Below are 20,251 nucleotides of genomic sequence, written 5' to 3'. Positions count from 1 at the left end.
GTTCTCCTTCGAAACGTGTGCGACTCAGTGTCAGTTTAGCTGATTCCGAGTGTCAGTCGACACGTCGAGAGTGCGGCTCCCCTCGACAGTGCCGTTCCCGAGCCTACGCCGCGCACGCCGAAGGGGCGGAGCCGTGACGGCCCCGCCCCTTCGGAACGACGTGCGAGATCAGACCTCGATCTGCGCGGCGATGCCCTTCAGCTTGTGACGAGCGAGCGCGAGGTTCGCCGACGCGCGGTTGAGCACGAGGTAGATGAAGAGACCGCTTGCACCCGTCGCGTTGAGCACGTTGATCAGGTGATACTGCGAGCTCAGGGTGATGAGGATGTCGTCGATCTCGTCGGTGACCCCGAGGTCTCGCATGGTGGCGAGCTTGGCACGCACGACGTTCGAGTTGCCGGCCGCGGCGATCCCCAGGTCGAATGAGGGATTGCCGCCCTGGGCGAGTGCCATTCCGCTGCCGTAGTCGACGATCGCGGCGCCGGTGGCGCCCTCGATGGCCAGCAGCTGCTGCAGGGCGTCGTCAAGTGAACTCATGTTGTACTGCTCCTCATTGGTGATGCGTGTGCTCTGGACGCTGTCATCGGGCGCGGAGACCTGTGCGTCGCCGCTCCAGATCCACTCGACGAACTGGTCGAGATCCCGCTCGCCCGGCTCCTGCGACGAGATCGCCGGAGCCTTCGGCAGCTCGACCGCGTCAGCGTGAGCAGCGTCGGCACCGGGCGCCGTGGGTGAAGAGGCGTCGGCATCACTGCCGTGACGCCGCCACCACTGCGACCGAGACGAAACGCGCACGAAGACCTCTGGTGTGTCGAGTGGGATGATGGTGCGGCCGCCGACGGCGACCGGGACTGAGACTAACCTCGTCCGGCCCGCCAGAACCGGAAAAATACATGCATTCCGATATACGTTCGAACACGAGGTGAGCGACCCATGAGCATCCCTTCGGCAACAACCGATATCCCGCCCACCGTGCGGTCGCTGGCTGCGGGCGCCGCGCTGACGCCGGTGTGGCTGAACGGCATCGGCGGGCTCACCTTCCGCACCGACGACGGTCGCTACATCAAATGGGGGCCGCACGACGCCGAGGCGAACATGCGCGACGAGGCGGAGCGGATGCGGTGGGCGCGCCGCTGGATCACTGTTCCCGAGGTGATCGATCAGGGCTCGGACGACACGCACGAATGGCTCGTCACCGTCGCTCTGCCCGGTCACAGCGCCGTGGACGAGCGGTGGGCCGATGACCCCCGCACCTCGGTGCGCGCAGTCGGTGGCGCCCTGCGGACGATGCACGACTCGCTGCCGGTCGAGCAGTGCCCCTGGATGTGGGACCCCGCGTGGCGGATCGCGAACGCCGAAGAACGCGGCGTCACCGTGCCCGCCGAGCTGCTCGACCTTCCGCCCGTCGACACACTCGTGGTGTGCCACGGCGACGCGTGCATGCCGAACACGCTGCTCGACGACGCCGGTCGACCGGTCGCACATGTCGACCTCGCCGCACTCGGCGTCGCCGACCGCTGGGCCGACATCGCCGTGGCCTCGATGAGCACCCGGTGGAACTTCGGCCCAGGGTGGGAGGACGTGCTCATCGAGGCCTACGGCGCCGCCCCCGATCGGGAGCGGCTCGAGTACTACCGCCGACTCTGGAACGAGACCTGAGCCTCAGCCCTTCGACGCAGCGGCGTCCTGAGCGGCGCCGCCGTCGGCATCCTCGTACAGAACCACCCGGATCTCGGCGATCCGACGGCGGTCGACGGCGGTGACTCGGATCGTCGCGCCGGGCACCTCGACCGAGTCGCCGACCACCGCGAGGCGTCCGAGCATCTCGGTCACGAACCCGGCGACCGTGTCCGACGCACCTCGGGGCAGGGCGATGCCGGTGATCTCGGCGAAGTCCTGCAGGTTGAGACGTCCGTCGAGTGCGCCGCCGGCATCCGTCATCCGGTCTTCCGTGTCGTACTCGTCGAAGATCTCGCCGACGACCTCCTCGACGAGGTCCTCGAGGGTCACGATGCCGTCGGTTCCGCCGTACTCGTCGACGACCACCGCGATCTGGTGCCCCGCGGCCCGCATGCGGGTCAGAGTCGGCAGCACCCCGGCCGTCGACGGCACGTACTCGACGGGACGCATGAGTCCGAGCACCTGACGCGACGCGTCGTCGGCTGCCGCCTCGAAGAGATCGCGCACGTGCACGAAGCCCACGATGTCGTCAAGCGAGGCGTCGACCACGGGATAGCGCGAGAACGGCAGCTCTCTGACCTGCGCGATGGCCTCTGTCAGGGTCGCCGTGCCGTCGAGGGCGACGACCTCGGGGCGAGGCCGCATGACCTCGCTCACCTGGCGGCCCCGCAGCGACAGCACGTCGTCGAGGATTCGGCGCTCCTCGTCGGGGAGGCTCTGGTGGGTCGCGACGATGTCGCGCAGCTCCTCCTCGCTGAGCTCGTCCGCCGCTTTGTTCGGATCGCCGCCGAGCAGACGCACGACCGCGTTCGTCGACACCGAGAGCAGCCAGATGACCGGCCGCATGACGGTGGCGAAGCCGTCGAGCACCGGCGCGACGGCATACGCGAACTGTGCGTTGCGCTGAATCGCGAGGCGCTTGGGCACGAGTTCGCCGAGCACGAGCGAGAGGTACGCGATCACCAGCGTCAGCAGCACCGTCGCCAGCGTCAGTGCCAGCGGGGCCGCGACTCCGAGGTTCTCGAGCAGCGGGGCGACAGACGGGGCGATCGATGTCGCTCCATACGCCGCTGATGCGAAGCCGGCGACCGTCACGCCGATCTGCACGGCGGAGAGGAAGGTGTTGGGATTGCGGGCGAGGCCCGCGACCTTCTCACCGCGCTTGCCCCGAGCCGCGATCGCATTGATCTGGCTCTCGCGCAGGGTGACGAGCGCCATCTCGGTCGCGGCGAACACGCCACCGACGAGCACGAAGACGAACACCAGGGCGATGTTCACCGCGAGGTCGCCCATCAGCGGGTCACCTCACGAGGTGCGGGGGTGCCCGAGGTCGTTCGGGCGCCGGGTCTGTCGGGGTCTGCGGACGCGTCGGAGCGGCGCGACTGATTCACGAGTGTTCCTTCTGGGTGTCGGTGGTGAGGGATGCAGAGGTCGAGGAGGTGTCGTCGAGCGCGTCGCGCCTGTCGTCGCGCCGCGTCTTCATGAGGCTGGCGATGGTGGCGACCGCGATGGTCGCGCCGATGAAGACCAGCGAGAACCAGATCGGTATCTCGGGAGCCCACAGCATCGGCTCGCCGCCGTTGATGAACGGCAGCTCGTTGACGTGCATCGCGTGCAGCACGAGCTTGACGCCGATGAAGGCGAGGATCACCGCGAGGCCCTGAGCCAGGTACACGAGGCGCTGCAGCAGACCGCCGATGAGGAAGTACAGCTGGCGCAGACCCATCAGCGCGAAGGCGTTGGCCGTGAAGACGATGTAGGCCTCTTCGGTCAGACCGTAGATCGCGGGGATCGAGTCGACCGCGAAGATCAGGTCGACGAAGCCGATCGCGATGATCACGAGGAACATCGGAGTGAAGAAGCGCTTGCCGTCCCGCTGCACGGTCAGGCGGTCGCCGTTGTACTCGTCGCTCACCGGAAGGATGCGGCGCACGAAGCGCATGAATCGGCCGTTGGCCGGGTTGTGGTCGCCCTGCGCGAATGCCTGGCGGTACGCGAGGAACAGCAGCAGGGCGCCGAAGAGGTAGAAGATCCAGGAGAAGTTCTCGATCAGCGTGGCGCCGAGGGCGATGAACCCACCGCGCATGATCAGAGCGATCACGATGCCGATCATCAGCACCTTCTGCTGATAGATGCGCGGTACCGCAAAGCCGGTCATCACGATCAGGAAGACGAAGAGGTTGTCGATCGACAACGCCTTCTCCGTCAGGTACCCGGCGAAGTACTCGCCGCCGTACGTCCAGCCCGAGACCGTGCCGATGCCGACGCCGAAGAGCAGCGCCAGACCGATGTAGAACGCCGACCAGCGGGCGGACTCGCCGATCGTGGGCTCATGGGGCTTTCGCACGTGCGCGAAGAACTCGTACACGAAGAAGGCGATCGTGACGGCGATCGTGATGATCCACACGAGGGGGGTGATGTTCAAGGAGGTCTCCAGAAGACGAGGCGTGACGATGTCGACGCCAAGGTCTTCTCCATTCTCGAGAACGAGAACCGGGGACCCGGGATGCAGGGACATCCGTAATGACGAGCCGCCCGTGGTGGAGTACTCCCCTTGGGTTCACTCGATGCTAGCGAATACACCGGCATTCCACCTTTGAGGAAGCTGAGTGGATGCTGCGCGTCCGTCGCGTCCCGTCGCCTCAGGCGGTCGGCCCGAGGATGAAGTTCCAGGCGCCGGTGAGCACGGCCGCGCCGATCGCCATCACCGGGATCACCGCCGCCACGGCGACGAGCACCGAGTCTCGTCGATCCCACCTCGACTTCCGCGCCCACGAGCGTCGACCGGTGCCGCCGAAGCCGCGGGCCTCCATCGCGGTGGCCAGCGAGGATCCGCGACGGATCGCCAGCACGAACAGCGCGAAGGCCATGCCGAACGCTCGTCGCACCCGCCCCTCGTCGGCCACGCCACGAGCCCTCCGAGCGAGCGCCAGTGCGCGCCAGTCATCGACGAGCAGGCCCAGCATGCGCATCCCGGCGAGCGCGCCGACGACGAACCGAGCAGGCAGCTTGACCCGCTGCGCAAGGTCGTCGGCGAGATCGGTGGGGTCGACCGTGATGAACAGCACCACGGCAGGCAGTCCGATCGCGAGGACTCGCACGGCGGTCGCGGCGGCGAGGGTGAGCGACCCGTCGCTGATGCGCATGACCAGCCATTCGAAGTGCACCGTGCCGCTGGTCGCACCGTAGAGCGCGATCGTGACCGCGCTCAGCGGCGCGGCGACCCACAGCACGGCGGTGCGGGTCCAGAACTCCCTAGCGCGCAGGCCCGCGAGGAGGAGCAGCGGGATCTCGAGCAGCAGGGCGACGGATGCCGAGACGACGTCGATCGTCAACACGAGCGGCAGGGCGATGAGCAGCGCGGCTGTGAGCTTGGCGAGCGCGGAACGCGGAGCGATCGGCCCCGGACGATCGACGCGGGCGGTCAGCGGATCGATCACGATGCGCTCACCTCGATGCGGCGGGCGTGCAGGGCCTCGAGCACGGCCTCGTCGTGACTGATCGCGACGATCCCCGTGCCCTCGTCGCGCAGGCGTGCGATCAGGCCGACGAGCTCGGCCCAGGTCGTCGCGTCCTGACCGAAGGTGGGTTCGTCGAGCACCAGCATCCGGGGACGTGTGGCGAGGGCCGCCGCGACCGTGAGCCGCCGCTTCTCCCCTCCCGACAGCGTGTAGGGATTCGCGCCGGAAAGGGATGTGAGCCGAAGCCGTTCGAGCAGATCGTCGACGCGGACGGCGATCTCGGCTTCGGGCAGTTTGAGTGCTCTCGGGCCGACCGACAGCTCCTCTCGCACCGTCTTGGCGAGCAGCTGGTGCTCGGGAGTCTGCATGACCGACGCGATGCGCGTGAGCAGGGCGCGCGACGACCAGCGGAACGGGTCGGGTTTCTCGCCGGCGGCGAGAGAGGGCAGGGCAGACACTCGTCCGCTCTCGGCCGGGATGAGCCCCGCGAGCGTGAGGCCGAGGGTCGACTTACCGGCCCCGTTCGCCCCTGTCACGCCGAGCACTTCGCCCGCGCGCACCTCGACATCGAACGGACCGGCGACCGCGAGCCCGCGCCGCCGCGCGACCGTGAGTCCGCGCGCCTCGAGCAGCGTCTCTCCCGGCGTGTGCGCCGGGGCGGGCGGAACGGCGGGCGGGTGGCCGGGAACCCACACACCGGATGCCGCGAGCTCGGCCCCTCGCGCGCCGAGCACCTGCTCAGGACTCCCGTCCGCCAGGACGAGCGTGCCCTCCGGGTCCGCGCCGAGCACGATCACGCGGGTGACGAGCGGCAGCCAGACGTCGATGCGGTGTTCGATCACCACGAGGGTGGCGCCGGTGGCGTCGAGGGCCGCGGCGACGGCATCCCGCACGTCCCGCACCCCCTCGGGGTCGAGGTTCGCCGTCGGCTCGTCGAGCAGGATGGCGCCCGGTCGCATCGCCAGCACGCCGGCGAGGGCGAGACGCTGCTTCTGGCCCCCGGACAGCGCAGCCGTCGACCGATCGAGCGCGACGTCCAGCTCGACGGCATCCAGCGCCGCCCGCACGCGCTGCCAGATCTCGTCGCGCGGGACCCCGAGGTTCTCGCAGCCGAAGGCGACGTCGTCGCCGACCCTGGCGAGGATCGTCTGGGTGTCGGGGTCCTGCAGCACCATGCCGACTCGACCGCGCGCCTCGGTGGGCGGCACGCCGTCGACGAGCAGCCGTCCATGCGTCTCGCCCTCGTCAGCGCCGCCGAGCACCCCTCCGAATCCCTGCAGCAGAGTGGACTTGCCGGAACCCGAGGCGCCCAGCAGCAGCACCCGTTCGCCGGGTTCGATGCGCAGAGCGATGTCGCGCACCGCCCAGCGCAGTCGCGTCGCGTACCGCCACCCCCAGCCGAGCGCTTCGAGGGTGGCGGGCGTCGTGGGCGAACTCACACCCGTGCGGTGACCTCGCGGCCGGCGGCGAACCGGCTGAGGGCGCCCGTGGCTGCGAGTCCCCGGGCGATCAACCACGCTCCGAGCCCGGCGATGATCGCACCCGAGATGGTCGTCGAGACGATGTACACGCTGGTGAAGAGCGTGTCGGCCCCGGCGTACCAGAGGATGCGGTCGTTGATGCCGCACGCGAGTCCCGCGCCGGCACCCGCCAGCATCGCGACAGGCAGACGCCAGACGCCGTAGAGGAAGACGAGGAAGATCAGCTCGGCGCCGAGACCCTGCACGAGTCCCGAGACGATCGTGAGCGGACCCCACGCGTTGCCGACGAGGGCCGAGATGATCGCGGCCACCAGTTCGGTGTAGAGCGCGGCACCCGGTTTGCGGATGATCAGCCCTCCGAGCACGCCCGCGATGAGCCAGGGGCCTGCGAGCAGACCCTGCACGCCGGGGAGCAACGGTGTCAGGATGCTGCTCGGCACCTCGTAGCCGACGTTCCAGAGCAGGAAGATCAGTGCGCACGCGACGGCGATGACACTGGCGACGACGATGTCGACGACCCGCCAGCGCCAGAGCTCAGGGCGACCGAGGCCCCTCGAGGCGCGCGAGACGGATGCGGATTCCGTGGTGGATCCGGACGTGGATGTACTCATCAGTGACTCCTCCCTGCGCTGGCATTACCCAGATCAGGTTCGACGGTCGAAGCGCGATTCGCTCCCTCTCAGCCCGGCTCGCCGGACTCCCGTGGTTGTTCTGACGATCTTACCCAGTGCCGACACTCGCGTCTGCTCCTGTTGCAGCGACACGGAACTCTGCGCGAGTTCGGTACCGTGAGGAGGTGACCGCTCCTGACTCCGCCGAGGCCACCGCCTCCGCCGTTCCTGCGGGCGACGCGTCGACGCCCGATGCGTCAGCGCTCGATGCATCAGCGCCTGCCGCTGCGGTGCCTGATGCGTCAGCCGCCGCTGGTTCAGCATCCGATGTGTCAGCCGCTGGTTCAGCATCCGACTCGTCGGGCGCCGCTGGTGCAGCGGCGACGCTGCCGGATGCAGTCGACCCGTCGGCCGTCATGACGGACGCGTCACCCGAATCCGCCGTCTACGACGACGCCTCTGCGGCGGCCGCCGGTGAGCCGGCTACCGATACTCTCGAGACCGCTCCCGACGCGCAGTGGGCAGAGGGCACCAGCGGCGGGACGCCGCTGACATGGGTCGACGCGGTCGAAGTCGCTCGGCACCCGGCGACCGAGGCGCTCGATGACGCACCTGCCGCAGCGCGCGGCGACGCCCTTCTGACCGGAGCGCACCTGCGCCCGGCGATCGCCCGCCCCGGCGTGCTCGTCCCGCTCGGCGTGCTCGTCGGCCTGCTCGGCACCTACGTGGGGTCGGCCATGCTGTGGCCCTTGCACGAGGTGCCGCCGACCGTGCAGGCGGCGGAGCTCGGCACGACCGCCGCGCCCGCAGCCGCGATCACCTGGCCCGCTCAGGGAAGTGCGGCCGTGGGAATCGGCGGTATCGGCACGACCTCGTCGTCGCTCGATGCGGCGGCGATCGCGAGCGTCACCAAGGTCGTCTCGAGTCTGATGGTGCTCGATCGGATGCCCCTCGCCGAGGGCGAGCAGGGCCCCGAGTTCTCGTTCACCCGGGCCGACAACCTGGCGTACTGGGACTACCGCCGCTCCGACCAGTCGGCACTCGACGTGCCGGTGGGCGGCACGCTCACGGAGTTCCAGCTCCTGCAGGGAACGCTGCTCGGTTCGGCGAACAACTACATCGATCGTCTCTCGCAGGAGATCTGGGGCGCCCCGTCGGCGTTCACCGCTGCGGCGGAAGTGTGGCTGCGTGACCGCGGCCTCGACGACATCACGATCGTGACCCCGTCAGGGTTCGACGACCGCAACAGGGCCACGCCCGAGTCGCTCGTCGCACTGGCCGAGCTGGCGATGCAGAACCCGGTGTTCGCCGGAATCGTCGGCACCCCGTCTGTCGACCTTCCGGGCGCAGGCACTGTGGTGAACACGAACGGAATGCTGGTGGATCCTGGCGTGGTCGGCGTCAAGACGGGGACCCTGGGTGACAGTTGGAATCTGCTGACCGCGAAGGTCATCACCCTCGACGACACGACCGTGCACCTCTTTGCGTCCGTGCTCGGACAGGCCGACGATGAGCAGCGCCTCGCCGAGACCCGTTCGCTGTTCTCTCAGGTGGAGACGGCGCTCGAGCAGCAGGCTCCCGCTGTCGCGGCCGGCACTGTCGTCGGCACCGTCACGACACCGTGGGGCGCGACCGCCGACATCGTCACCGATGCCGACGCCGACATCGTGTTGTGGAACGGCGCGACGGCCGAGGCCTCGACAGATTTCGCCCTCGGGGACAACCGCGAATCGGGCGATGCGGTCGGCACGATGACGAGCACCGGGCCGTTGAACACGGTGACGACCTCGCTGTCGCTCGCGGACGACGTCGATGCCCCGAGCCCGTGGTGGCGCCTGACCCACCCGCTCGAACTCCTCGGCATCACCGCAGCTCAACGCTGACGCTGACGCTGACGCTGACGCTGACGCTGACGCTGACGCTGACGCTGACGCTGACGCTGACGCTGACGACAGCAGAATGCCCCACCTCCGAATGAACGGAGGCGGGGCATTCTGCTGTCGTGTCTCGTGCGGATCGCGACGCGCGCGGATCAGGCCCTGTGTCCCCCGTCATCCGAACGCTCGACGACCGACTGGGCGGCCGCAGCCTCAGCGGCGGGAACCTGCGCCCCCACCGAGACCCCGAGCTGTGCCGCCGCGCCCGCTTCTTCGGCGTCGCCGCTCACGACGACAGGAGTCGAGCCCGTGAGGGCGTCCTCTGCGTCGATGTCGGTCGCCGCCTGCTCGAACTGCGACTGGTAGAGGCGCCAGTACGCCCCCTGAGCCGTGATGAGCTCGTCGTGCGTGCCCTTCTCGACGATGTCACCGTGCTCCATCACGAGGATGAGGTCGGCGTCGCGGATCGTCGACAGACGGTGAGCGATCACGAACGAGGTGCGTCCCTGTCGCAGCGCCGCCATCGCGTGCTGCAGCAGCACCTCGGTGCGGGTGTCGACCGCCGACGTCGCCTCGTCGAGGATCAGGATCGACGGCTGAGCGACGAACGCTCGCGCGATCGTGATCAGCTGACGTTCGCCCGCGGAGACGTTGGACGCGTCCTCATCGAGCACCGTGTCGTAGCCCTCGGGGAGGGAGCGCACGAAGCGATCGACGTACGTCGCCTTCGCCGCCTCGAGAACCTCTTCGTCGGTCGCCGTCGAGCGTCCGTACCGGATGTTCTCTCGGATGCTGCCGGCGAACAGCCACGGGTCCTGCAGCACCATGCCTGTACGTGAACGCAGCTGCTCGCGCGTGACCTCGGAGATGTCCTGACCGTCGAGCAGGATCCGCCCGCCGTTCAGTTCGTAGAACCGCATGATGAGGTTGACCAGCGTCGTCTTGCCCGCGCCGGTCGGACCGACGATCGCGACCGTCTGGCCGGGCTCGACCCGGAACGAGAGATCGGTGATGAGCGGCCGCTCGGGAGTGTACGAGAACGCGACGTTCTCGAATTCCACGACGCCCTTGCCATCGGCGAGCTTCGGAGCATCAGCGGCATCGGCCTCCTGCTCTTCGGTGTCGAGCAGTTCGAACACCCGCTCGGCAGACGCCGTTCCGGACTGCACGACCGCGGCCATGCCACCGAGCTCCGACAGCGGCTGCGTGAACTGCTGTGAGTACTGGATGAACGCCTGCACGTCACCGAGACGCAGCTGTCCGCTCGCGACCATGAGACCGCCGAGCACAGCGATGCCCACATAGGTGAGGCTGCCGACGAAGGTCATCGCCGGCATGATGATGCCGGAGAGGAACTGCGCCTTGAAGCTCGCCTGGAACAGCTCCTCGTTCTCGTCCTTGAACTTCTCGAGCGCATCCTGCTCACGACCGAAGACCTTGACCAGCGCGTGGCCGGAGAAGGCCTCTTCGACGCGGGCGTTCAGACGGCCGACCTTGCGCCACTGCGTGCCGAAGGCCTTCTGCGACCGAGGACCGATGACACCGAAGATCACGCCCATGAGGGGCAGCGCGACCAGCGCGACGAGAGCCAGCTGCCACGAGATCGAGAACATCAGCACCAGCACGCCGACGACCGTGAGCACGGCAGTGATCGCACCGGACAGCGATTGCTGCATCGTCTGCGTGATGTTGTCGATGTCGTTGGTCACGCGCGAGATCAGGTCGCCGCGCTGCACCTTGTCGAAATACGACAGGGGCAGGCGGTTGATCTTCGCCTCGACCTCTTCGCGCAGGCGCCACATGGTGCGGACCATGATGACGTTGATCACATAGCCCTGGAGCCAGCTGAGGAAGGCGGCGGTGACGTAGATCGCCAGCACGGCGATGATGATCCACCGCAGCGCGTCGAAGTCGACGCCGTCACCGACTCGGAAGCTGCCGAGGGCGGCGACCTGGTTGGCGAAGTCGTCCTGCCCGCCCTGACGGAGTGCGGCGACGACGTCGTCCTGCGAGGTGCCAGCGGGGAACCCGGGGAAGTCGCCGTTCGCCTGCGCGAGCTGCACCGAGATGAAGCCCTTGTAGATGAGGTTCGTGGCCTCGCCGAGCACCTTCGGCGCGGCGACCGTCAGCACGACGCCGACGGCGCCGGCGATCGACACGAGGATGAACCACACGGCCGACGGCTTGAGCAACCCGATCATCCGGCTGAAGCTCTTGCCGAAGTTGTCGGCCTTGCCCGGTGCGACGCTGTCCCAGCCGCCGCCGTCCTGACGCGCCTTCTCGGCGAGTTCGGCTTCGTACTTCTCTTCTTCGGTCAGTTCGGGCTCGACCGTGGTGGTCGCGGCCGTGGCTTTGGCCTTGGACGCGCGACCGCGGCGGGTCTGCGGAGGGTTCTGCTCGCTCATGCGTCCACCCCCAGCTGCGATTCGACGATCTCTCGGTAGGTGGTGCTCGTCTCGAGGAGCTCCTCGTGCGTGCCGACGCCGACCATGGTGCCCCCTTCGAGCACGACGATGCGATTCGCATCGGTGATGGATGAGACGCGCTGCGCGACCACGATCTTCGTCACGTGCGGCAGCTCACGCCACAGGGCCTGCCTCAATCGGGCGTCGGTGGTGAGGTCGAGAGCCGAGAACGAGTCGTCGAACACCAGGATCTGCGGCTGACGGACGATCGCGCGGGCGATCGCCAGACGCTGACGCTGACCACCCGAGACGTTCGTGCCGCCCTGGGTGATGCGCGATTCGAGGCCCTGCGGCATCTCCTCGACGAAGTCACGGCCCTGAGCGATCTCGAGGGCGTGCCAGAGCTCTTCGTCGGTCGCGTCCTCTCTGCCGTAGCGGAGGTTCGATGCCACCGTGCCGGTGAAGAGGAACGGACGCTGCGGAACCAGACCGATCGTCGCCCACAGCGACTCGACGTCCGCTTCGCGGACATCGGCACCGCCGACGAAGACGGCTCCGCCCGAGACGTCGAAGAGTCGCGGGATCAACGACACGAGTGTCGTCTTGCCTGCGCCGGTCGAACCCACGATCGCGACCGTCTCGCCGGGCTCTGCCGCGAAGCTGATGCCCTTGAGCACGGGAGAATCGGCCCCGGGGTAGGTGAACTCGACCTCGTCGAAGGCGACCGAGCCGGGGGTCGGGAAGTCGGTGACACCGTTCGCCGGGCGCTGCATGCTCGACTGCGTCTCGAGGACCTCGCCGATGCGCTCGGCGGAGACCGCGGCGCGCGGGATCATGATCGCCATGAAGCTGGCCATGATCACACCGCCCATGATCTGACCGATGTACTGCATGAAGGCGAAGATCGTGCCGACCTGCACCGTGCCGCTGTTGACCTCGATGCCGCCGAACCACACGACCGCCACGATCGTGACGTTGAGGATGAGCATGAACAGCGGGAACAGCAGGACGAACAGCGAGCCGACCTTGCGGCCGACCACCATGATGTCGGTGTTGGCGCCGCGGAAGCGCTCTTCCTCGATGCTCTCCCGGACGAAGGCACGCACCACGCGCACACCGGTGAGCTGCTCGCGCAGCACGCGGTTCACGGTGTCGAGCTTGCCCTGGTAGCTGCGGAACAGCGGGACCATGCGGCTGACGACGAGCCCGGCGACGATCAGCAGCAGCGGCACGGACACCGCGATGAGCCAGCTCAGACCGATGTTCGTCTGCACGGCGAAGATGATGCCGCCGATCGCGAGCAGCGGCGCGGTGACGAGCATGGTGGCGCCCATCATCGCGAGCATCTGCACCTGCTGCACGTCGTTCGTGTTGCGGGTGATGAGGGAGCCGGCGCCGAACTGCGACACCTCCCGCTCGGAGAACCCGCTGACCTTGGCGAAGACGTCGGCACGGATGTCCCGGCCCGCGCCCATCGACGCGCGGGCCGCGAAGTAGGTCGCGATGACCGAGGCGATGATCTGCCCGAGCGAGACGGCGAGCATGAAGAGGCCGGTGCGCCAGATGTAGGCGGTGTCGGACTGGGCGACGCCCTTGTTGATGATGTCTTCGTTGAGGCGCGGGAGATAGAGGGTGGCGAGCGCGCTGGCGAACTGGAAGACCAGGACGGCCACGAGCAGCCACTTATAGCGGGCGAGATAACGGAGGAGGATTTTTCCCAGCACAGGCGGACTTTCTAGGAAGGATGAATCGGCGGATCTCCCGACGGGCGGACGCAGGCCGACGATCACGCACTTGCAAGAGTGGCACGAACTCCGGACATTCGTATCCCCCTGCAGGCGGACCTTCGCTCACAGCGAACCATTTAGCCTACGGCCAGCGGTTTATGCACCGCGACGAACAACCGCAGATATATCGAAATGCCTCAGAAGAGGGAGCGTTCGGGCGTGAAATCCCGAGCGTCGGCACCAGCGTCCGACGGGAGTTCGGCGATGGTCGCCGGGTTCCACTTCGGGTTGCGGTCCTTGTCGACGAGCTGGGCGCGGATCCCCTCGACGAGATCGGGGTGCCGCGTGACGAACCACATCACGCGGCGGTACTCGCCCTCGAGAGCGGCTCGCAGGTTCGGAAGCCGACGCGCCTCCCTGACGGCGTCGAGGGTGACGGCGAGTCCGGTCGGCGCCAGGCTCTCGAGCAGGTCGGCCGTCGTCGCGGCATCCGCGCCCTCCTCCGCACGCAGTCGCGACACGATCTCCGCGATCGTGTCGGCAGAGAACGCGCGGTCGATCCACTCGCGTGAAGCCGGCAGCGCAGACGGCTCAGGCGTCTCGTCGAACAGCAGCACGATCTCGGCCGGCCCCGTCGGGTCGGCGCGATAGGCGAGCGCCTCGCGGAGCGCATCGAGCCGATCGGACGGCACGAAGTGATCGGCGAAGCCGAGCAGCACGGCATCCGCGCCGTTCATCGTCGCGCCGGTGAGTCCGAAGTACTCGCCGAACCGGCCGGGCATGCGACCCAGCAGCCACGTGCCGCCGACATCGGGAGTGAAGCCGATCCGCGTCTCGGGCATCGCGAGCTTGGAACGTTCGGTGACGATGCGGATGGCGGCGTGCCCCGAGAGTCCGACGCCTCCGCCCATCGTGATGCCGTCGGCGATCGTGACGACCGGCTTCGAGTACTCGGCGATCATCGCGTTCAGCGCGTACTCCGCGCCGAAGAACTCCGCCGTCTCATCGGCTCGACCAGCGACGATCTGCTCGTGCAGCGCCCGCACGTCTCCACCGGCGCACATCCCGCGCTCGCCCTCGCCGTCGATCACCACGATCTGCACATCTGTGTCGTCGCGCCACCGCTCTAGCGCCTGGGTGAGCTGCTGGATCATGTCGACATCGAGCGCATTTATCGCTTCCGGCCGGTTCAGGGTCAGTCGGCCGAGGGCTCCTTCGGTGCGGACGAGGACCCGGGGAGCGGCGCTGGATTCGGTCACGGGTGCCAGGCTACCCCGTGGACGGACTCTTGCATCCGGACGTGTTTGTAGGGTAAATGCACGATCCTGCGGCTTTTCCGGCAGGATAGACAGAACTGCCCACTGCAACGAGAGGTCGCAGATGCCCGACGGACAGGTGCTCGAGTTCACGCACGTCACGAAGCGCTTCAACGACGTGACGGCGGTGTCCGATTTCTCCGCGCGGGTCGAGCCCGGTGTCGTGACCGCTTTCCTCGGCCCGAACGGGGCCGGCAAGACCACCACCCTGCGCATCCTCCTCGGGCAGGTGCGCGCCACGAGCGGCACCGCCACGATCGGGGGGATCGCGCATCCGGAGCTCCGCCACCCGCTGCGCACGATCGGCTCCGTCCTGGAGGAGACCGCGTACCGCCCTCGCCGCTCGGCCTCGCGCCAGCTGACGATCGCGGCCAAGGCCAACGGCATCCCGCTCGCGCGCGTCGACGAGGTCCTCTCGCTGGTCGGTCTCGAGCACGAGGCCGACGGGCGCATCGGCAGCTTCTCGCTCGGAATGCGTCAGCGCCTGAGCGTGGCGCACGCGCTGCTGGGCGACCCCGGCGCTCTGGTCTTCGACGAACCGGCGAACGGCCTCGACCCGGAGGGCATCCGCTGGATCCGCCTCCTCCTGCGCCGTCTCGCCGACGAGGGCCGCACGGTTCTCGTCTCGTCGCATGTGCTGAGCGAGATCGAGCAGGTCGCAGACCACGTGCTCGTGCTCTCGAAGGGCCAGCTCGTGCTCTCGAGCGGCATCGAGAAGCTCGCCGACCCCGCTGCGGGATCGGTCGTGGTCGACGCGGTGGACCGCGCCGCCCTCAGATCTGCACTGTCGGCTGCGGGGCTCGAGGTCGAGGTGCTCCGCTCCGGCCTGACCGTTCGCGGCAGCAATGCGGGAGCGGTCGGTGCCATCGCGGCGTCAGCCGGCATCGCCCTCGCAACCCTGGTGCAGCGCGGCCCCACTCTCGAGGACGTCTTCATCGAGCTCGTCCGCGGCGGCAGACTCGCGCCGCAGGCCATCACCGCGGCGCCCGTCGCGGATTCGGCAGCGCCGGCCGCGGATACCGCAGTGCCTGTCGCGGATTCGGCAGCGCCGGTGGCGGATACGGCAGCGCCGGTCGCAGGAATCCCAGCCGCAGCCGATGCGCCGGATGTCGATTCCGTCGGACCCGACTCCGGCCCTGCCGATTCCGATGTCCCCGATTCTGATGTCCCCGATTCCGACGCCGACGCATCGGTCGCCTCCGACTCCGGAGTCTCAGAGTCCGACGCCGACGCGTCCGAAGCCGCGCGCGCCGAGGCTGACGCGGCGGATGCCGAGGCCGACGACGCGGCGGATGCTGCGGATGCCGCTCGCGATGTCGAGTACGCCGCGGCAGAGCTCGGCTACGCAGCGGATGCCTCGGATGCGAACGACGCAGAGGATGCGGCCGACGTCGCCTCGGAGGCAGCGCATGCGGGCGGCGAAGATGCCCCCGGTGACCACGATTCCGCCGGCGGATCGACCGAGCCGGAAGCTCCCACGGATGCTGAGCCGGAGACCGGGCGGCCTTCGTTCGACGACATCCTGTTCGGCACCACACCTGCCGACGGGGCCGACGCTCACGTCGCCGAGCACACCGATGCACAGGTCGCCCCATACACCGGCGCGCACGTAGGCGATGACACCGACGTGCCCGCGCATGAGGACGGCGACGACGAGCACTCCGGAGTCGAGTTCTTCGCCGAAGTGAACGAAACCGAAGCGTCGGACGACACCCCGTCGAGCGACGACGACCCTCGTTCGGCGGCCGTCACCTCGATGCTCGCCGCCGCGGCGCGCGCCTACTACGAGGACGAGCCCAAGGACTATCCGCTCGGAGACGCCGACGCTTCATCAGAGGCCGAGGCCGATGCCGATGCCGACGCAGATGCCGATGCCGATGCCGATGCCGACGCTGCTTCGGAAGTGAACGGCGGTCACGAGGAGCAGCACGACGGCGGACACCACGACGGCGAGCATCATGAGCAGCACGACGGCGGACACCACGATGGTGAGCACCACGAGCAGCGCGACGGCGGACACCACGATGGTGAGCACCACGAGCAGCGCGACGGCGAAAACCATGATGCCGAGAACCACGAGCAGCGCGAGCACAACGAAGGCCAGCAGCACGAGCACGGCGAGGGCGAGCACGACCGGTCCTGAGGCCGCGCCTGCCCCTGCGGGCCCGATGCGAACGCCCTCCGCGCCGTAAGGCTGCGGAGGGCGTCGCTCGTTCTCGAGTCGCTCAGGCGGGCCGTGGACGGATCACCGGACGGCGACTGCCCTTCGACACCGGCGTGGGCGACGTCGCCACGATCTCCTCGACGTCGGCCGGCTCGTCCGACACGTCGAGTCGGAGCGCCTGCGTCAATGCGAGGCCGTGCCTCGTCGTGAGGATCAGTCGGCGGTACTGCGCGTCACCGGACAGGTCGATGACCACGCTGGGACGCCGGCGGCGGATGAGGACGAAGTCGACGCTGCCCGCAGCCTTCCACGTTCCTGCGGCGAGCACACCGGGGATGTGCGTTCCCGGGTTCGGCACACCGCGCAACCAGGTCCACGCGTCGTCGATCAGCTGGACCTTGGTGATGGTGTCGCGCACGAGCCGCACGTTGTCACGGTGGAAGCTCGCCGCACGCTCGATCGGCGAGAGCACGATCTCGAGTTGCGTCTGGTCCAGCAGCAACGTCACCATGCGTCCAGTCTGCCAGCGGCACCCTTCCAGATGTCTGTGTCTTGCTCACAGGAAGGCAACGATCCGTTGTCGGTTCCCACGATTCCACCCCTCTTCCATTCCGATGTTCTGCTCGACCTTCGAACAAATCTACTAGACTCAGAGCATGACATCCGCCAGCGACAACGGTCTCGAGCAGCGCAGGGAGCTGCTCGATTCGTGGGTCGAGAAGCGGCGACAGATCGCCAGCCTCGAGGCCGAGGCTTCCGATCTTCTCGCCGAGCGGATGCGGCTGTGCGGGTCGGACTCCGATGAGAACCCGTTCCACCGCGACGCGATCCACAGATCGATGATCGCGGAGTACTCCGCGGCGGGGCGCCTGACCCAGGGCAGCGTCGAGTACGCCTTCACCGACGCCGGCTTCCTCGGCTCCAGCCATCCGCGCGTGCGCGAGGCATTCCGGCGCGGCACCATCACCGGTGCGCACGTCCGAGAGATCGTGCGAGCCGCCGGAGTCGTGCGCGAGGCGGTGAACAACGGCCGAGCGGATGCCGACGTGCTGCCTCTGTACGACACCGTCGCCGTCATCGTCGCCGAGCGCGAGACCGCTGCGCGCACACGCGTGCATCTGCGCGAGCTGGCAGCGGTGCTGTCGGGCTCGACGACCACCGAGCGCCATGCGCGAGCAAAGTCCGAGCGCACCGTCACCGTTCGCCCCGCAGGAGACGGACTCTCCGTTCTCACGGTCGTGCTCCCCGAGCATCTCGCCACGGCGATCCTCGATCGCCTCACCCAGCTCGCGCACGCCGTCATCAAGGCTCGGCAAGACCGCGAGCCGCTGCTCGAGCCGATCGATGACGGCGAGCATCCGATCTACCCGGAGGACATCGCGCACGACGATCCGTCACGAGACGACTACGCGATCTTCGGCGAGGCGACGTTCACAACCGACCCCACAGGCCCCGCCGTGGAGCAGATCCCGGCAGACACGCGCACGATCGATCAGGTGCGCGCCGACCTGCTGATCGACCTCCTGCTCGCCTCAGATCCGAGCGCCGCCAACGGCTCGGGCCTCGACAACATCCAGGGGCGCATCCACGTCACGGTTGCCGCCACCACTCTCGCAGGGTGCGATGATCACTCCGCCCAGCTCGATGGGCACGGCCCGCTTCACCCCGACGTGGCACGCGACCTCGCGGGCCGCAACGGCGGTTGGTCACGGTTGTTCCTCGATCCGACCGGCCTGGTCGTCGAGACCGACACTTACAAGCCCACCGAGCCGATGCGACGGTTCCTTCGGGCCCGAGACCAGCACTGCCGATTCCCTGGATGCAGAATGCCGGTCCATCGCTGTCAGATCGACCACACGTTCGATCATGCGGAGGGAGGGCGGACCGAGATTCGCAACCTCGCCCACCTGTGCGCGCGCCATCACTCCCTCAAGCATCCCGATGTCGCCGACGACCACAGGTGGACGGCACAGCAGCTCCCCGACGGCACGATCAGCCCACTCGGCCGGACCTACACGGACGCACCACGACGGCGAGTGATGTTCGTCTGAGCGAGGCGCCCTCGCTGAGCTGAACTCAAACGCGTTCGTCTGAGCTGAACTCCTACGGTGAGCGATGCTCGGCAGAGAGCCCGTCGGGTGTCGACGGTCGGATGGGGGCTCAGACGCCTGCCTGCGCCGCAGCGCGGGCAGCGATGGGCAGAGCCGCCTCGATGCGCTGCAGCTCTTCCTCGCCATGCGCCGCGGTCAGGAACCAGGCCTCGAACACGCTCGGCGGCAGCGCGACTCCCTGCTCGCGCATCGCGTGGAAGAACGGTGCGTACCGGAACGATTCCTGCGCCTGCGCCTCGACATATGTCCGGGGCGCCGACGCTCGGAACGACGCGCTGAACAGGCTTCCTGCGTGGGCCACGGAATGCGTGACGCCGGCATCCGTCAGAGCAGCATCCAGTGCACCCGCGACGCGAGCGGCGGCCGCATCGACCGTCGCATAGACCTCCGGGGTCGCGAGCTTCAAAGTCTTCAGGCCAGCAGCGACCGAGAGCGGGTTACCCGAGAGGGTGCCTGCCTGATAGACCGGGCCGAGGGGGGCCAAGAGGTCCATGACCGCAGCGCGGCCACCGAGGGCGGCCAGCGGCATACCTCCGCCGACGACCTTGCCGAAGGTGAAGATGTCGGGCAGATAGTCCTCGCCGGTCGCGGCCTGCAGCCCCCAGAAGCCTGCGGGGTGCACACGGAAGCCCGTCAGCACCTCATCGAGGATCAGCAGAGCACCGTGAGCGTGTGCGGTCTCGGCCAGCAGTCGGTTGAACCCCGGCAGCGGCGGGACCACACCCATGTTCGCGGCCGCGGCCTCGACGATCACCGCGGCGATGCGCGGGCCGTGCTCGGCGAAGACGGCCCCGAGTGCGTCGGGGTCGTTGTAGTCGATCACGAGGGTCTGCGCGGCGATCGGCGCGGGGACCCCCGCAGAGCCGGGCAGAGCGAGGGTTGCGACTCCCGAACCGGCCGCGGCGAGGAGGCCGTCGGAGTGCCCGTGGTAGTGGCCGGCGAACTTGACCAGCAGGTCACGACCGGTGGCACCGCGGGCAAGGCGGATGGCGGTCATCGTGGCTTCGGTGCCGGTCGACACGAGCCGCACACGTTCGACGGGCCGGATCTCGCCGAACCGCACGCGGTCTGCGATCAGCTGAGCGAGCTCCACCTCGCCCTCCGTCGGGGCACCGAACGAGAGCCCTCGAGTCGCGGCCTCCTGCACGGCGGCCACCACCTCGGGCTGCGCATGACCGAGCAGCGCGGGGCCCCAGGACGCGACCAGGTCGACGTACTCGGTGCCCGCGGCATCCGTCACCCTCGCGCCTGTGGCCGAGGCGAGGAAGCGCGGCGTGCCGCCGACGGAACCGTACGCGCGCACCGGCGAGTTCACACCGCCCGGGATCACCGTGCGGGCAGCGGAGAACAGGTCGTCATTGCGGTCGGTCACAGCACACTCCTCAGCGATGCGCGGAACTCTCCCGCCATCACTCCCA

General features: G+C 68.4%; 15 protein-coding genes and 1 riboswitch. Of the genes, 4 read left to right on the top strand and 11 right to left on the bottom strand.

Annotated features, from left to right (window positions below):
- Nucleotides 1–168 precede the first annotated feature (168 nt).
- Nucleotides 169–795, bottom strand: coding sequence for a hypothetical protein (locus tag ACIP5T_RS13855; protein ID WP_400864234.1), 627 nt, complete (start codon nucleotides 793–795; stop codon nucleotides 169–171).
- A gap of 138 nt (nucleotides 796–933) precedes the next feature.
- Between ACIP5T_RS13855 and ACIP5T_RS13850 the strand changes: the two genes are divergently transcribed.
- Nucleotides 934–1,659: a phosphotransferase gene (locus ACIP5T_RS13850; RefSeq protein WP_400864231.1), complete on the top strand. Its 726-nt coding sequence runs from the start codon at nucleotides 934–936 to the stop codon at nucleotides 1,657–1,659.
- Nucleotides 1,660–1,662: 3 nt separating this feature from the next.
- Here the strand turns inward: ACIP5T_RS13850 and ACIP5T_RS13845 are convergent, their stop codons facing one another.
- The 5 genes from ACIP5T_RS13845 to ACIP5T_RS13825 all read right to left on the bottom strand — a co-directional run bounded on the left by ACIP5T_RS13845 (nucleotide 1,663) and on the right by ACIP5T_RS13825 (nucleotide 7,233).
- On the bottom strand, nucleotides 1,663–2,973 hold the full coding sequence (locus ACIP5T_RS13845) for a hemolysin family protein (RefSeq protein WP_400864228.1): 1,311 nt from the start codon (nucleotides 2,971–2,973) through the stop codon (nucleotides 1,663–1,665).
- A 94-nt stretch (nucleotides 2,974–3,067) separates the two neighbouring features.
- The gene (locus tag ACIP5T_RS13840) at nucleotides 3,068–4,105 is read right to left on the bottom strand and encodes a TerC family protein (protein WP_400864225.1); all 1,038 of its coding nucleotides are present in this window, start codon (nucleotides 4,103–4,105) and stop codon (nucleotides 3,068–3,070) included.
- 217 nt (nucleotides 4,106–4,322) lie between these two features.
- Nucleotides 4,323–5,120 carry an energy-coupling factor transporter transmembrane component T family protein gene (locus ACIP5T_RS13835; protein ID WP_400864223.1) on the bottom strand — a complete coding sequence of 266 codons (798 nt, stop codon included), beginning with the start codon at nucleotides 5,118–5,120 and terminating at the stop codon, nucleotides 4,323–4,325.
- On the bottom strand, nucleotides 5,117–6,580 hold the full coding sequence (locus tag ACIP5T_RS13830) for an ABC transporter ATP-binding protein (RefSeq protein ID WP_400864220.1): 1,464 nt from the start codon (nucleotides 6,578–6,580) through the stop codon (nucleotides 5,117–5,119). Before ACIP5T_RS13830 ends, ACIP5T_RS13835 begins: the two co-directional genes overlap by 4 nt.
- On the bottom strand, nucleotides 6,577–7,233 hold the full coding sequence (locus ACIP5T_RS13825; RefSeq protein WP_400864217.1) for an ECF transporter S component: 657 nt from the start codon (nucleotides 7,231–7,233) through the stop codon (nucleotides 6,577–6,579). Before ACIP5T_RS13825 ends, ACIP5T_RS13830 begins: the two co-directional genes overlap by 4 nt.
- A riboswitch (TPP riboswitch) is annotated at nucleotides 7,227–7,336 on the bottom strand. It overlaps the preceding gene by 7 nt.
- 82 nt (nucleotides 7,337–7,418) lie before the next feature.
- On the opposite strand from ACIP5T_RS13825, the gene ACIP5T_RS13820 reads away from it, so the two are divergent.
- Nucleotides 7,419–9,116, top strand: a complete 1,698-nt coding sequence (locus tag ACIP5T_RS13820) for a D-alanyl-D-alanine carboxypeptidase family protein (RefSeq protein ID WP_400864215.1) — start codon at nucleotides 7,419–7,421, stop codon at nucleotides 9,114–9,116.
- Between the two features lie 149 nt (nucleotides 9,117–9,265).
- Here the strand turns inward: ACIP5T_RS13820 and ACIP5T_RS13815 are convergent, their stop codons facing one another.
- From ACIP5T_RS13815 to ACIP5T_RS13805, 3 genes are all read right to left on the bottom strand, one after another.
- Nucleotides 9,266–11,515, bottom strand: a complete 2,250-nt coding sequence (locus ACIP5T_RS13815; protein ID WP_400864213.1) for an ABC transporter ATP-binding protein — start codon at nucleotides 11,513–11,515, stop codon at nucleotides 9,266–9,268.
- Nucleotides 11,512–13,239, bottom strand: coding sequence for an ABC transporter ATP-binding protein (locus tag ACIP5T_RS13810; RefSeq protein ID WP_400864210.1), 1,728 nt, complete (start codon nucleotides 13,237–13,239; stop codon nucleotides 11,512–11,514). Before ACIP5T_RS13810 ends, ACIP5T_RS13815 begins: the two co-directional genes overlap by 4 nt.
- A gap of 200 nt (nucleotides 13,240–13,439) precedes the next feature.
- A complete protein-coding gene (locus ACIP5T_RS13805) occupies nucleotides 13,440–14,501 on the bottom strand; it encodes an enoyl-CoA hydratase/isomerase family protein (protein ID WP_400864208.1) in 1,062 nt (353 codons plus the stop codon).
- A gap of 121 nt (nucleotides 14,502–14,622) precedes the next feature.
- Here ACIP5T_RS13805 and ACIP5T_RS13800 point away from each other — a divergent pair, with 121 nt between their 5' ends.
- Entirely contained in the window at nucleotides 14,623–16,701 is a 2,079-nt protein-coding gene (locus tag ACIP5T_RS13800; RefSeq protein ID WP_400864205.1) for an ATP-binding cassette domain-containing protein, read from the top strand.
- Nucleotides 16,702–16,783: 82 nt separating this feature from the next.
- Here ACIP5T_RS13800 and ACIP5T_RS13795 read toward each other — a convergent pair whose 3' ends face one another.
- A complete protein-coding gene (locus ACIP5T_RS13795) occupies nucleotides 16,784–17,233 on the bottom strand; it encodes a hypothetical protein (protein ID WP_290161661.1) in 450 nt (149 codons plus the stop codon).
- 145 nt (nucleotides 17,234–17,378) lie between these two features.
- Between ACIP5T_RS13795 and ACIP5T_RS13790 the strand changes: the two genes are divergently transcribed.
- Nucleotides 17,379–18,773 (top strand): DUF222 domain-containing protein, encoded by a 1,395-nt coding sequence (locus ACIP5T_RS13790; RefSeq protein ID WP_400864202.1) that lies wholly within the window; start codon nucleotides 17,379–17,381, stop codon nucleotides 18,771–18,773.
- 109 nt (nucleotides 18,774–18,882) lie between these two features.
- On the opposite strand, the gene ACIP5T_RS13785 is transcribed toward ACIP5T_RS13790, so the two are convergent.
- Nucleotides 18,883–20,205 carry a glutamate-1-semialdehyde 2,1-aminomutase gene (locus ACIP5T_RS13785; RefSeq protein ID WP_400864199.1) on the bottom strand — a complete coding sequence of 441 codons (1,323 nt, stop codon included), beginning with the start codon at nucleotides 20,203–20,205 and terminating at the stop codon, nucleotides 18,883–18,885.
- Nucleotides 20,206–20,251: the final 46 nt, after the last annotated feature.

It is taken from the genome of Microbacterium sp. NPDC088619, from assembly GCF_044752825.1.
Classification (GTDB): Bacteria; Actinomycetota; Actinomycetes; order Actinomycetales; family Microbacteriaceae; genus Microbacterium.
The sequence above is the reverse complement of the archived record's forward strand: the minus strand, read 5'-3'. Positions and strand labels throughout refer to the sequence as shown.